The 14,369-nt window shown below is 68.8% G+C and carries 11 protein-coding genes; 7 read left to right on the forward strand and 4 right to left on the reverse strand.

Annotated features, from left to right (window positions below; genetic code table 11):
- Positions 1 to 31: 31 nt before the first annotated feature.
- The 4 genes from ACN6LB_RS09735 to recD2 form a co-directional block, all read right to left on the reverse strand.
- The gene (locus ACN6LB_RS09735; protein ID WP_445025448.1) at positions 32 to 2,578 is read right to left on the reverse strand and encodes a polynucleotide kinase-phosphatase; all 2,547 of its coding nucleotides are present in this window, start codon (positions 2,576 to 2,578) and stop codon (positions 32 to 34) included.
- Entirely contained in the window at positions 2,575 to 4,164 is a 1,590-nt protein-coding gene (locus ACN6LB_RS09740) for a 3' terminal RNA ribose 2'-O-methyltransferase Hen1 (protein ID WP_445025449.1), read from the reverse strand. Before ACN6LB_RS09740 ends, ACN6LB_RS09735 begins: the two co-directional genes overlap by 4 nt.
- A 558-nt stretch (positions 4,165 to 4,722) precedes the next feature.
- Entirely contained in the window at positions 4,723 to 4,866 is a 144-nt protein-coding gene (locus ACN6LB_RS09745; RefSeq protein ID WP_445025450.1) for a hypothetical protein, read from the reverse strand.
- 60 nt (positions 4,867 to 4,926) lie between these two features.
- On the reverse strand, positions 4,927 to 7,227 hold the full coding sequence (gene recD2 / locus ACN6LB_RS09750; protein WP_445025451.1) for an SF1B family DNA helicase RecD2: 2,301 nt from the start codon (positions 7,225 to 7,227) through the stop codon (positions 4,927 to 4,929).
- 431 nt (positions 7,228 to 7,658) lie between these two features.
- Here recD2 and ACN6LB_RS09755 point away from each other — a divergent pair, with 431 nt between their 5' ends.
- From ACN6LB_RS09755 to eccD, 7 genes are all read left to right on the forward strand, one after another.
- Entirely contained in the window at positions 7,659 to 7,991 is a 333-nt protein-coding gene (locus ACN6LB_RS09755) for a hypothetical protein (protein ID WP_445025452.1), read from the forward strand.
- Between the two features lie 35 nt (positions 7,992 to 8,026).
- Positions 8,027 to 8,338, forward strand: coding sequence for a pore-forming ESAT-6 family protein (locus ACN6LB_RS09760; protein ID WP_445025453.1), 312 nt, complete (start codon positions 8,027 to 8,029; stop codon positions 8,336 to 8,338).
- Between the two features lie 56 nt (positions 8,339 to 8,394).
- Complete coding sequence (locus ACN6LB_RS09765; RefSeq protein ID WP_445025454.1) at positions 8,395 to 8,787, forward strand: DUF6507 family protein; 393 nt, start codon at positions 8,395 to 8,397, stop codon at positions 8,785 to 8,787.
- Entirely contained in the window at positions 8,784 to 11,360 is a 2,577-nt protein-coding gene (locus ACN6LB_RS09770) for a hypothetical protein (protein ID WP_445025455.1), read from the forward strand. Before ACN6LB_RS09765 ends, ACN6LB_RS09770 begins: the two co-directional genes overlap by 4 nt.
- A gap of 46 nt (positions 11,361 to 11,406) precedes the next feature.
- A complete protein-coding gene (locus ACN6LB_RS09775; protein WP_445025456.1) occupies positions 11,407 to 12,240 on the forward strand; it encodes an immunity 49 family protein in 834 nt (277 codons plus the stop codon).
- A gap of 122 nt (positions 12,241 to 12,362) precedes the next feature.
- Positions 12,363 to 12,659, forward strand: a complete 297-nt coding sequence (locus tag ACN6LB_RS09780) for a hypothetical protein (RefSeq protein ID WP_445025457.1) — start codon at positions 12,363 to 12,365, stop codon at positions 12,657 to 12,659.
- An 85-nt stretch (positions 12,660 to 12,744) separates the two neighbouring features.
- Positions 12,745 to 14,076 (forward strand): type VII secretion integral membrane protein EccD, encoded by a 1,332-nt coding sequence (eccD, locus tag ACN6LB_RS09785; RefSeq protein ID WP_445025458.1) that lies wholly within the window; start codon positions 12,745 to 12,747, stop codon positions 14,074 to 14,076.
- Positions 14,077 to 14,369: the final 293 nt, after the last annotated feature.

Here is a 14,369-nt window from a genome sequence, read left to right on the forward strand (position 1 = left end):
GCGAAAAACACCCCCCGCCGCCACCCACCCGTCACAGCCGGGGATCAACCGGCTCGCTCTCCAACGCCAGCACCCCGAACACCGCTTCATGCACCCGCCACAACGGCTCCCCGTCCGCGAGCCGGTCCAACGCCTCCAGCCCCAGCGCGTACTCGCGAATCGCCAGCGACCGCTTGTGGTTCAGGAACCGCCCCCGCAGCCGGGCCAGGTTCTCGGGCCGCGTGTACTCCGGCCCGTAGATGATCCGCAGGTACTCCCGCCCCCGGCACTTGATACCCGGCTGCACAAGCCGCCCGTTCGCACCGCGTACGACGGCCCCGACCGGCTTGACGACCATGCCCTCGCCACCGCGCCCGGTCATCTCCAGCCACCAGTCGACCCCGGCACGTACCGACTCGGCGTCCCCCGTGTCGACGTACAGCCGTCGCGTGGTCCCCAGCAGCCCGCTCCCGTCGTGCTCGACGAGCCGGTCGATCAGCGCGAGCTGCTCGTCGTGCGGGAGCGCGGCAAGGCTGCGCCCCTGGACGGCGAGGATCTGGAAGGGCGCCAGACGCACCCCGTCCAGTCCGTCCGTCGTCCAGCAGTAGCGCCGGTAGGCGTCCGTGAACGCCTCTGCGTCGGCGGCCCGTTCACGCTGCCTGTCCAGCAGACCGCCCACCTCGACACCCCGCACCGCGGCCCCTTCGAGCGCGGCGAGCGCCCCCGGGAACACGGCCCCGGACGCGGCGCCCACGGCGGCGTACTGGGACCGCAGCAGCCCGGACGCCTTCAGCGACCACGGCATCAACTCGGCGTCGAGCAGCACCCAGTCGGTCCCGAGCTCCGCCCACAGACCGGCCTGCGTCATCGCCGCCCGCAGCCGGCCGAGGATCTCCTCGGTGACAGCGGTGTCGTCGAAGAACGGGCGGCCGGTGCGCGTGTACAGCGCCCCGGTGGGCCCGTCCACGCCGAAGCGCTCACGCGCCGCCTGCACGTCGCGGCACACCAGCGCCACCGCCCGCGAGCCCATGTGCTTCTCCTCGCACACGACCCGCGCGACGCCGTCCTCCTTGTACTGGGCGAAGGCCTCCGCCGGGTGCTCCAGGTAGCCCTCGATGTGCGAGGTCGCGGTCGGTGCCATGGTCGGGGGCAGGTACGGCAGCAGCCGCGGGTCCACCGCGAAACGGCTCATGACCTCCAGGGCGGCGGCCGCGTTCTCCTCCCGGACGGAGACCCGCCCGGCGTGCCGGGTCTCGACGGTACGGCGCCCGTGCACGTCCGCCAGGTCGAGCGGCCGCCCCTCGTGCCCGCCGGGCGCCTCGGACGCCAGCGGCCTCGTCGGCTCGTACCAGACCTGCTCGGCCGGTACGTCGACCAGCTCGCGTTCCGGCCAGCGCAGCGCGGTCAGCTTGCCGCCGAAGACGGCGCCCGTGTCGAGGCAGATGGTGTTGTTCAGCCATGTGGCCGTGGGCACCGGAGTGTGGCCGTACACCACTGCCGCGCGGCCGCGGTAGTCCTCCGCCCATGGGTAGCGCACCGGCAGCCCGAACTCGTCGGTCTCGCCGGTCGTGTCGCCGTACAGCGCGTGCGAGCGCACCCGGCCCGACGTACGGCCGTGGTAGTGCTCGGGCAGACCGGCGTGGCAGACGACGAGCCGCCCGCCGTCGAGGACGTAGTGACTGACCAGCCCGTCGACGAACTCCCGTACCTGCTTCCTGAACTCCTCGCTCTCCCCCGCCATCTGCTCGATGGTCTCGGCGAGGCCGTGCGTGTGCTGGACCTGGCGGCCCTTGAGGTAACGCCCGAACTTGTTCTCGTGGTTGCCCGGGACGCACAGGGCGTTGCCCGTCGCGACCATCGACATCACCCGGCGCAGCACGCCGGGGGTGTCCGGGCCGCGGTCGACGAGGTCGCCGACGAAGACGGCCGTACGGCCCTGCGGATGCGCCCCGTCGACGTAACCGAGCTTCCCGAGCAGCGACTCCAGCTCGGAGGCACAGCCGTGGATGTCGCCGATGATGTCGAACGGGCCGGTGAGGTGGGTCAGGTCGTTGAAGCGCTTCTCGGTGCGGACCTCGGCGCTCTCGATCTCCTCCACACCCCGCAGGATGTGCACCTTCCTGAAGCCCTCACGTTCCAACTGCCGCAGGGAGCGCCTGAGTTCGCGGATGTGGCGCTGGATGACGCGGCGCGGCATGTCGGCGCGGTCGGTGCGTGCCGCGTTGCGTTCGGCGCACACCTCCTCGGGCACGTCGAGCACGATGGCGATGGGCAGTACGTCGTACTTCCTGGCGAGGTCGACCAGCTGACGGCGGCTGTCCTGCTGCACGCTGGTCGCGTCGACGACCGTGCGCCGCCCCGCCGCGAGGCGCTTGCCCGCGATGTAGTGCAGCACGTCGAAGGCGTCGCCGCTGGCGCTCTGGTCGTTCTCGTCGTCGGCGACGAGACCGCGGCAGAAGTCGCTGGAGATGACCTCGGTCGGCTTGAAGTGCCGTCGCGCGAAGGTGGACTTGCCCGACCCGGACGCGCCGACGAGGACCACGAGGGAGAGGTCGGTGACGGGCAGGGTGCGCACCCGGGGTTCGCTGTGGTTCGTCATGCGGCCTTCTCCTCCTTCGCGTTCGGGTCGTTCAGTCGTTCGTTCATGGTGAAGACGGCCATCTGGGTCGGCGGCCCCACCTCGGGGTCGTCGTCGCCGACGGGCACGAACTCCACGCCGTAGCCGTGCCGTTCGGCCACGGTGTGCGCCCAGCCGCGAAACTCCTCGCGCGTCCACTCGAAGCGGTGGTCGCCGTGCCGGGAGTGCCCGGCCGGAAGGCTCTCCCAGCGGACGTTGTACTCGACGTTCGGCGTCGTCACGAGGACGGTCCTCGGGCGCGCCGAGCCGAACACCGCGTACTCCAGGGCGGGCAGCCGCGGCAGGTCGAGGTGCTCGATGACCTCGCTGAGCACGGCGGCGTCGTACCCCTTGAGCCTCTTGTCGGTGTACGCGAGCGAGCCCTGAACCAGCTGCACGCGCGACGCCTGTCGCTCCCCCATGCGGTCGAGCTTGAGCCGCCGCGCGGCGACGGTGAGCGCGCGCATCGACACGTCCACGCCGACGATCTCGGTGAACCGCGGGTCCTTCAGCAGCGCCTGCACCAACTGGCCCTGCCCGCAGCCGAGATCGAGGACACGGCCCGCACCCGAGGCGTGCAGCGCGGCGAGGATCGCGTCACGCCGCAGGACGGCGAGCGATACGGCCTTGCCGTCCGCGCTCCCGTCCGGGCTCTCGTCCGTGCTCCGGTGCGCGTTCACGTCCCCGTCGTCGGCGCTTGCGTCCGGGCTCCCCTTCGCCGCCTCGGCGCCGGTGTCCGTCTCGTCGTCCGGCCGGTCCTCGACCGCGTTGTCGATGTCCTCGACCGCGCTGTCGTCGGTCTCGGCGAGCCGTACGAGTTCGAGCCGCTCCGTCGCCGCGCGCGTCAGCGACCAGCGCCGCGCGAGATAGCGGCTGGTGATCAGCCGCTGTTCCGGGTGGTCCGGCAGCCAGCCCTCGCCGGCCCGCAGCAGCTTGTCGACCTCGTCGGACGAGACCCAGTAGTGCTTGGCGTCGTCGAGCACCGGCAGAAGCACGTAGAGGTGCCGCAGCGCCTCGGCCAGGGTCAGCCGCTCCGATTCCAGTACGAGCCGTACGTACCGCGAGTCGCCCCACTCGGGGAACGCCGCGTCCAGCACCACGGCCTCGACCGTCACCGTCCAGCCCAGCGGTTCGAAGAGCGCCCGTACGAGGTCCGCGCCACCGCGTGCGGGCAGCGCGGGCACCTCGATCCGGAGCGGGAGCGGGCGCGCGGGGAGCTCGGGCCGCGCCGTGCACTGCCCCTTCATCGCACTGGAGAACACAGCGCTCAGCGCCACGGCCAGCAGCGACGACGCCGCGTAGGGGCGATCGTTCACGTACTGCGCGAGCGCGGCGTCCGGCGCCCCGCCGCGCCCCTTGCCCTTGCCGCGCCGCACCAGCGCCACCGCGTCGACCTCCAGTAGCAACGCAGCGGTGCACCGCTCGGCGGACGCCTCCGGGTACAGGACGTGCGCCGTGCCGTAGGACGTCGAGAACCCTTGCGCCTTGTCGGGATGCTTGTGCAGCAGAAAGCCGAGATCGGTCGCGGGTCGCTCTGGGGTGCCGGTGGCACTGATCGTCAGGAACACTGTGGGTACGCCTCGATAGGGGTTCTGAACTGCGGATATGCGCCGTGTGATCCGTTGCAGTGCACATCGCGTGCACACGCGCCGGATGATCCGCACGGAGCTGGACCGCAGCGATGGAAGAGCGCGCTTCGGAAGTCACGGCTGCCGGCCTTTCCTCGATCTCTTGGCAATCCATGCGCTGCGCTGCAGTCGACTGCTCCGCACAACGCCTCACCTCGGACGCGCCTGTACAACGTACAGAGAACGCCGCAGGATCACTCAGGGATTTTCGCTCCGCCGGCCTCGTTCGACCCAGGGCACCAGGGCAGCCTTCGGCAGTCCGAGGGGCGCCGGGATCCCGTACAGCTCCTCGAATGAGGCTGGCGCGTTCTCTCTTTTTCTTCGCCAGGTTGAACGCGTGGCACAGCGCGCTCTGCGCGCGGTCCTGCCGCGGGAACCAGGAGACGCGGCCATCGAGGCGCCGGATGACGATGAGGCCACGACCGCACTCCTGATCCGGCCCGGGCGAGACGGCCTTGGCGAAGTCTGTAAACAGCGCAGTCGGATCGGACACGTCGATCACTCCCACAGGACGATGCGACGCCGAACGTGCGTACGAGCGGGCTGCGCGGACCGGTACGTACTCGGGTAGTCCAACGCCCACTTCTGCAGCGCCTTCGCGTCGACGACTCGTGCGGTGGGACACAGTTCGGCAGGGTTCACGAGACCACCGTCCCGCCGCTGACCGTCGTCTGGGACGCCGTCCCCCGCACGCGGGTAACGTCAACCCCAAGCGAGTTGCCCGCTCGGTGCCTGGGAGCGCGGAGCAAGTACGGCGTCTTCGGCGTGGGTGATGCGATGCGTGAGGGCGGTGTTGCGGCGCTGGGTGTGGTTGTTGGCAACGGCCCGCTGGACGGCTTCGCTCTGACCGATAAGCATGACGCCGTTTCGGGCGCGGGTGACGGCGGTGTAGAGCAGGTTGCGCTGGAGCAGCATCATCCCGGCTGCGTTGACCATGGGGATGACGACGTACGGGTATTCGCTGCCCTGGGAGCGGTGGACGGTCAGCGCGTAGGCGTGAACGAGCTCGTCGAGATCGGTGAAGGGGTAGTCGGCCGTCTCGCCGTCGGGGAAGGTGACGGTGAGTTGGTGGGTCTCCACGTCTAGGGCAGTGATGGTGCCGCTGCTGCCGTTGAAGATCCCGGCTTCGCCGCGGTGGGGATTGTTGCGGACCTGCTGGACGCGGTCGCCGCGCCGGAAGGCGGTCCCGCCGTGGTAGTGCTGGGGTTTGTCATTGGATGGCGGGTTGAGGCGCTCCTGCAGGCGCAGGTTGAGGTCAGTCATGCCGGCGATGTTCTTCTTGCCGGGACAGAGAACCTGGATGTCCTCCGGACGGGCCTTGAAGTACTTCGGCATGCGCTCGCAGACCACGTCCACCACGCGCTGGGCGATGTCCTCGGAGCTGGACAGAGGCCGGTTCCAGAAGGCCTTGGGGTCGTCTGCAGGGAGTTCACCGCGCAGGATGCGGTGGGCGTTGATGACAATCGCGGCACTGTCGTCGTGCTGGCGGAAGACCTTGGTGAGCCGGGTGCGCGGGATGTCCTCGACGTCAAGGAGGTCGCGCAGGACCCGGCCGGGGGCGACGCTGGGCAGCTGGTCGGTGTCGCCGACGAGCAGCAGGTGACAGCCGTCGCGGACTGCTGCGAAGAGTCGGCGGGCCAGGGCGAGGTCGAGCATGGACGCCTCGTCGATGACGACGAGGTCGGCGGTCTCCAGGGCGCTGGCGTGGTCGAAGAGGGAGTCGCCGTCGGGCGGCCGGATCAGCCGGTGCACGGTCATCGCCGCCTGGCCGCAGGTCTGTTCCAGGCGCTTGGCGGCCTTCCCGGTCGGGGCGGCCAGCGCGACCACCGCGCCGGCCTCATCGGCGATCTCGACCAAGGTGCGCAAGGTGTGCGTCTTGCCGCAGCCCGGCCCTCCGGTCAACACGGACAGAGGGCTCGTTAGGGCGGTCAGGATCGCCTGGTGCTGCTCGTCGGTCAGACCGGCCGTCTCCTGGCTGGTCAGCGCGGAAAGATACTCCGCCCATGGAGCGAGCTCGGCCAGCGAAGGGGTGGAGCCGAGCAGGCGCCGTACGTGGACGGCGAGCTGTGTCTCGTCCCGGTGCCGGTGTGGCAGCAGGGCGATCTCGGTGTCGGCCAGTGTGTCGGAGCCGTCGCGCACCGGCAGGGGCAGCGTCTCGGTGACCACCTCACCCTGTGCTTGCAGCGTCTGAAGGGCGTGACGCAGCACCGCGTCGTCGAGGATCTCCGCAGTCGCCGGGTCGTCATCGGTCAACAGATGACGGGTACGGGCAATAAGGACGCGCACCGGCAGATGGCAGTGGCCGCTTGCTCCGGCCTGATCGAGTTCGTGCAGCAGGGCGGCCTGGAGGCGGGCATCGCTGTGTTTGGGGATGCCCACCGCGAGGGCGATCTTGTCGGCGTTGTGGAAGCCGACACCGTACACCTCCCGGCACAGCTGGTAGGGAGTGCGGCGGACGATGCGCATCGGGTCGTCGTCGGTGTCGGCGTACGCGGTGTAGATCTTCACTGCGAGGGCCGGGGTGATTTGGAGCCCTTGGAGGAACACCATGATCTCGGCGATGGCCTTCTGCTCCTGCCAGGCCGCAGCGATGCGGCCCAGCCGGACCTGCCCGATGCCGTGCACCTCCAGGAGTTGTTGCGGTTCGGCGTCGATGATCTTCAGGGACTGCTCGCCGAAGGCATCAACGATTGCGGAAGCGAGGACCGGCCCGATCCCGCGGATCATGCCCGAGGCGAGATAGAGGCGGATTGCCCGCTCGTCGGCGGGCATCGTCCGCTCGCACCGCTCGGCCTTGAACTGCCGCCCGTGGCGCTGATGGTCGACCCATGCCCCGCAGAGTCGCACGCTCGCCCCGGGCTGCACTCCGAAGAGCGCTTTGCCGACCGCGGTGATGCTCTCCTCGTCGCCCGCTGTAGTGGTCAGTCGCAGCACCGTGCGCTCGTCGTAGCTGACGTGCAGCAGATGATCGACCACACCCTCAACCACTTCAGCGGCGTCCAAGGGCACTTGGTGGGGCACGCGCACCATCTCCATAGGTACGTACGGCTGCGGTCACGCATATCGCTGGGATACGGCGAGGTCAGCATGCGTCCCCGGACAGCCGGCTGTCGTGTCCTTGAAGGATTCTGCTCACCCCCACGAGTGATATCGCTGGAAACCAGGGCCCGTACGTCCTGTTCGGCAAGCCGAGCGTGCGGGCCGGACAAGCAGCGAACGGATACGCCCCTTCGCCGTCGGACTCGCCACCGCTGTCACACCCGCATCACAGGACGGCCACGCATGGGATAGATCACGCCAGTTCGCCCCCAACTCCGTTGCGTGTGCAATGCGTTATGCGAGAGGATGTTCGACGCACTGTGAGGCGTGCGTGACACACGGGAACGTCGTGACAGCCGATGAACGGTCACGGCGTACAACACGGGGGTGGGTGGATGAAGTTCGACATGGGGTCGTCGACCCTGGCGGATCTCGGCAAGAGCACGATCGGTTCGGTGGACGACCTGGGGACGCTGATCCAGTTGCTGATCCAGGCGGCGGAACCGCTGGAGGGGAAGTTCAACGGGGCCGGCAAGGTCGCGTTCGACCACTTCAAGAAGCGCGCCGACGAGATCACGGACGATCTGAACGGGGCGCTCAACGCGATCCTGGGCGGCCAGGGTGGCATGGAGACCGCATTCGGTTCCGGTGACACGGAGCAGCAGGACAACGCGCACCAGAACATGGGGCACGCGAACTTCGACGCGGCTCGCTTCGGCGCCCGCTAGCCCGTAGCAGTCCGTACGCAAGGGGGAACTTGACGATGGGTCACAGCCAGGACCGCCGCTCCTACGACACCGGCGCCTCCACCGAGGTGCAGGGCAGCCTGCAGGGCATCATCGGTCAACTGGAGCGCGTCCTCGGCGACCGCGACCGCGCCGTGAAGGCCGCGATGGGCGACTTCACTGCCGACAACGTCTCCGACGAGTACCACGGCAAGGAAACGCGCTGGAACCACGCCGCGGGCGAGGTCCGCGACATCATCCGCCTGGTGCGCTCCACTCTTGACCAGAACGACGGGACCGCCCAGTCGACCATGGCCAAGGCACGCGCGGCGGTCGACAACATCGGCTGACCTCCGCGTACTTGACGCGGGAGGTAGTGGGACAGTGCGGCGTTACGGGAGCAGGCATGTCGAAGTGGGATATCGATCCGGCCGGTGTGGGTGTGGTCACCTCGCGGGTAGGTGATGTGATGACCGCGCTGGACGGGATCACCGAGGCGTACGGGGCGGACTTGGAGGGGGCCGCGACCTCGGCCGGGACGCTCTCCTCCGCAGACACCGGAGGCAAGGGCCCGGTCGCCGGGCTGGTGGGATCGGCGCTGGTGGAATTCATCGAGGGCACCACGAGTGAGCTGCAGTTCATCGGCGCGCGGACGGGCAAGTCGGTCAACGGCGCGATCGAAGCGACTCTGGCCTACGAGTCGGGCGACCTGGAGATGGCCGCGCAGGTGCAGCACCAGGCGGCCGGTGTGGTGGAAGACAGGCTGGAGATCGCCGACCTGAAGCGGGGCAGACGGTGATCAACCCCGAGGGCATCCCCCACTTCACCGGCGACCTGGGGCTGCTGGAGCACCACGTCACCGGGCTGCAGAACGACGCGGACGGCATTCGGCGGGCGGGTGAGGTCGCGCACACCCGGTTCCAGGCGCTGGCGGCGGTTTACCAAGCGCCCGAGGCGACCGACCTGTTCGCTTCCACCGCACCCGTTCGCGATCGTGCCGATGCGTTCGCCGGCAAGGTCGAGACTGTGGCCGCCGCGCTCACCGAGTACGCCGTGACGGTCAAGCCGATCAAGGAGCGGCTGGAGGCTCTCAAAGTCAAGGCCGCCGCGTTCGTGGCGTCCGTCGACAAGGATGTCTACCGCGGCTCCGGCGAATGGACCCACGGCCCGGTCGACAACGACTGGACCAAGAACCAGGACAAGGTCGACGAGCACACGGCCCTGATGAACGGGGTGGCGGAGGCCAAAGCCGCCTTCGAGGCCGCCGAAATCGCCGCCCACAACAAGATCACGGCCCTGGTGGGCGGCACTCAGTACATGCAGCAGTCCGACCACATGCTGGTGCCGATCGGGACCCAGATCTACGGAGCCACCGCCGAGACCTACGAGCAGGTCCACGAGCTGCCGTGGGGCACCCCACAGGGCCTGGCCCACAGTGGTTGGGACCTCGGCTACCAGATCAAGGAACACGTCTGGGACGGGTTCGTCATGGACGGCGTGGTGGGCACCCTCGACGGTGCCTTCACCATGGTCGGAGGCCACGGCACCGACCAGGCGAAGCTGGCCTGGGAAGGCCTCACCCGTGCGATCGTCGGCGGGGAGACCTACCTGCAGGAGTCGAGCGGGAAGCCGGCCACCGGCTTCTGGGCCGGCGACTTCGCCCAGGAAAGCAAGCCCTACGCCAAGGAGACCGGCAAGGGCTTCCTCAAGTGGGACATGTGGAGCACCAACCCGGCCCGCGCCTCGGGCAGCGTCGTCACCTTCAACCTCCTGCCCTTCGCCGGGACCGCCGCGGCTGTCCGAGTCGCCGCGGCCGGCGGCAAGGCCGGAGCCGGCACCAGGGCCGTCCTCACCGCGGCCCGCATCGCCGACGCCGTCGACCCCATCAGCACCGCCGTCCGCACCACCCGGTACACCCTGCCCAAGATCTCCGAACTCACCGCCAACGTCCGCAGCGGACTGGGGGAGTTCCGCGCGGCCAAGGGACCGGAGAGCTTGCTGGAACTCTCCGACGGCTCCCAACTTCGCATCGCGGACGGCGAATTCACGGCAAGCAAAAACAATATCCCCCACACCGGCGACGTCCCGCAGGAATTGTCCGCCACCGAACGCACCACTTCGGCCACCGAACACGCCGCCCACGTCACCGCACGGGAGCAGGAGCCCGCACTCGTCGGCGCCGGAGCACGCGTCGCCGAAGGCGGTGGGCACGCCGGCGAGGACCTGTCGGCGCAGGCCCGTCACGACAGCCCCGCTTCGGACACCAGGCGTGAGGCGACACGTGGCAGCGAGGTCCAAGGCGACCGCGCTACAGGCGCCAGCGGAGCGTCGCACGGTGCGGGAGACGGGCCGGTGGCGGGCCGTGGCGCTTCGGGTACCGGACTGGAACATAGCCGGCCACAAGGCGGCGCCACACGGTCGACAGGACCCGATGAGCACAGCGCGGACCATACGAATGGTGACGACGCCCAGAGTGAGCGACAGCAGGAGTTGACTCCTGCTGAGCGCAAAGCCATCCAGGACGAACATGTCCGGAAGGCCAACGAAGATCCCGAGTGGCGCAGGGCGCACTACGACATCCTCGGACGCAGGAAGCCCAACGTCGGGCTGGTGGACGGAGTCGAGCTCCCTCAACTCGCGAAGGATCCTCAGGGGCGGTTGGTCGCCAAGCACAACTTGCCGACCGGCCCGTCCGAAGTCCGGCTCGGCCCGAAGCCGCTCCCGCGAGGCACCGCACCGGACGACGTTCTGTCGACGCTCGACAAGAGAGCTGCGGACCGTCAGGCATATCGGGACCTCATGAACGCGCAGAAGGCATTCGATGGGACGCCCTCAGCTCCGAACCACGAGGCTCTCGCCACTGCTCAAGAGTCGTACGCCAAGCAGCTTGGTCATGTGCCGCCCAACAGCAAGATCTCCGAGAAGCTGGGTGAGGACGCTTCCAGGCTCCATGCGATTCCGCACGAGTTCCCGGATGCCGAGGTCATCAAGCTCCCCAAGACGTCGAACGGCGCCCACATGTTCGACGCGGCATACAGGATCAAGGACGACAGAATCCTGATCGCCGAGGACAAGGCTCCGGGGAACGATCTCGACTGGCGACATGGGCGTGCCGATCCTGAGGACCCCGCAAATCCGCACATCGGCGACGACGGTGGCGCAGCGGGCATGAGGGTGAAGCAGGGCACGCTTCTGTATCTGCGGACCATCATGGCCGAGATGACGAAACGCGGTGGCCGTGATGCCGTGCTTGCGCGTCAGTTCCGGAGCGCGCTGAAGGCAGGGAAGTTGAGATATGTCCTGGTCAAGGCCAAGGAACCCGATGGTTCCCTCTATGCTGGCGCCGTAGTGGAAGAAATGCAGATCTACTGAGAGAGATGGGCACGTGGTCATCCGCATACCCCGCCACGACTTCCCCGTGGACAACGTGGACGAAGCCATGGCGCCGATCGTCCAAAGCGCCGAAGAAGCGCTCTCGGAACTCGAGACCTCCGAGTTCGACCGTTTCGACGCTCTGGATTACTCGCTGACCGTCGCCAAGTGGACCTGCCTGGCGGATCCCGTCGTAGGGGAATTCCCGACATGGGAGGCGTGGGTCACCGCGATGCAGGTCGGCTCAGGCCTGTTCATCTCGGGCGCCGCAGCGGAAAGCCCCGTCCCGTGCCGCATGGGAAGCAAGGGTGAGATCAAGAACCTCCCTGCGACCGGGCCTCAGGAGTACCTGCACGCGGGCAATTGGCTCACCTCGTACTACCTGGCCGTGATCTGCCGCGAAAACGAGCGCCTCGATCAACTGGCCCGTGTTCCCGTGTCGTTCCTCCGAGCTTCCGGGGTGGAGTTCGACGAGTACATCTATGCGTGGGTGGAGACCCTGCAGAACGCCTGGTTCGGCCGCCAGGAGACCTGGGACACACTGGTCACCGCCATCAACGGCACGGACCCAGCGGCGCCCCACATCGCCAGTGCCGAACTCATGCTGAAGATCCTCTACCCACCGCTGGAAGTCTTCCATCGCTACCAGCGGCAAGAGCCCGAACCGTTCAACGCCGCTCTGGCAGAAGCACTCACCTGGCACCGCGAGTACTGGACCGGCGATGAGGCCCGGGCCAAGAGCAGCGAGGGCCTGGTGGCTCTGGGCCCGCTAGCCATCGCCTGTATGGCCTTTGACGCGGACATCCCGATCGAAGTCGAGTCCGAGTACCTGCCCCAGCACCTCTTGGAGCGTACGTGGATCGGCGAATTCCCCACCTGATGGGCTTGAGGTCCCCCTCAATCCGGTCGCCAGGACGTGGACATGGCGCATCGAGTGATCGGCAGATGAAGTCGACAGCCATCATCAAGGTCATCGCGCCACCAACAATTCGGAATTGAGTCATGTCAGCCCAGGACTACGACAGCCAGCTACTCGAGTCGGTGTCGGTGCGGCGCCGACGGCTGCGGGACGCTCTGTTGTTCGGGGCCCAGCGGCAGCGGCGGACGGTCGATGAGCGGCTGGGGAAGTTGGTGGCCGGGGTCGTGATCGCAGCGGTGTTGTGTGCGGGGTGCGTGGGGTGGTCGTTCGTGTCGCATCGGCTGATCGGGAAGAGCGCGTACGGGTCTTCGGTGCCGTCCTCTCCGCCACCCGCCCCGTCGGCCTCCGCTTCGCCGTCGGCGGCGACGTCTTCTCGATGACTCCGATGACCCGACGGCACGATGACTCGATGATTGGTTGGAGTGCGTGATATCTGCGGGTGCTGTGGGCCGTGGCCGGACGGCGTTGAGCCGGGTCACCTTGGTGGGGGAACGCCGGCGGGTCGATCTGGTGCTGCCGTCGCAGGAGCCGGTGGGTCTGCTGTTGCCCGAGGTGATGCGGCTGCTGGACGACCAGGTGGGCAGTCGCCCGGAGTTGCGGTATCTGGTGGGCGCGGACGGCTCGGCACTGGCGCTGGACGGCACGCTGGAGTCGGCCGGTGTGGTCGATGGTGCGGTGTTGCGGCTGGTCCGGGCGGAGGACGCGCCGTCGGCCCCAGCGGTGCATGACGTCGCCGATGAGGCTGCCGCCGATCTGGATACGCGGGCGTGGCGGTGGCGGCCCGAGGTACGGCAGGTGGTGGCGGGGGCGGCCACCGTGTTCTGGGCACTGGTGGCCGGCATGCTTGCCCGGGGCGAGTTCGCCTCTGCCTCGGCAGGGGCGGGACTCATCACCCTCGCCGTCGTGTCGGCGCTGGGCGGTGCCCTGTTGGGGCGCGTCCAGGAGTATCCGCTGGCCGCAACGCTGATCGTCGCGGGCGCCGTGCTGGGCGTACTCGGGGTCTGGTCGCTGGGTGACGCGCACGCGTGGACGGGGGCGGGGCGGCTGGCCGCGGTCGGTGCGATCGCGGTGGTGGCGTTGGGGTTGTTGGGCTGGTTCTCGCCGTTGGGGCGCGGCGGTCTGGTGGGTGCGGCCGCGCTGGCGGGGTCGCTCGTGTGCTGGGAGGCCGCGCTCGCGGTGCAGACGGGCGGCGGGCCGGTGTCGCCGACGGCGCGGGCGGCCGCCTTGTCGGCGGTGGTGTCCGTCATCGTGTTGGGGCTGCTGCCGCGGCTTGCGTTGATGGCGTCCGGATTGTCGGGCCTGGACGACCGGCGTTCGGGCGGAGCGTCGGTGAGCCGGTATCAGGTGTCCTCGGCACTGGCGGCCACCCATCGTGGGCTGGCGCTTGCCACCGTGGTCTTGGCGGTTTCGGCTGCCGCCGCGGGCGTGCTGATGTTGGGTTCGGTCTCGGTGTGGACAACGGGATCGGCGGTGGCGGTCACCTTGGTGCTTGCGCTGCGGGCCCGCGCGTTCCCGCTGACCGTCGAGGTGGTGGTGCTCTTGGCCGCGGCCTCGCTGGTGGCTGTACGTCTGGTCTCGGTGTGGCTGATGCACTCCGGTGCGGCGGGACCACTGGCCGTGCTGGTGGTGCTGGCGCTCGTGCCCCTGGTCGTACTGGCCGCGCGGCCCGCCGAGCACGTACGGGTGCGGCTGCGCAGGTTCGGAGACGTGCTGGAGTCTGTTGGTGTGATCGCCCTGTTCCCGTTGGTGCTCGGGGTGTTCGGTGTGTACGGGCGTCTGCTCGACACGTTCGCGTAGGGGTGTGCCATGGCTCAACCAGACTGGCAGCGCGACCTCGTACGACAACTCGGCAGCGGGACTCCCGCAGGAGTTGAGCCGACCCTCGGCCTGCGCGCCACTCGCCCCGTCCCACCCCCGGCGGCAACTCCCCAGGCCCCTGTGGCAGCCGATCCCCGGGGCACCGCACAGGCCCAGTCAGCACAGGGTCCCGACCAACTGCCGCAGCCGCCGAGTCCGCCGGTTCCACGCGGCCTACAAGATCCGCGGGCACAGGGCATACAAGATCCGCGGCAGCGCGGCGTACGGGACCC

The sequence above is a fragment of the Streptomyces sp. SAS_270 genome (assembly GCF_052543295.1).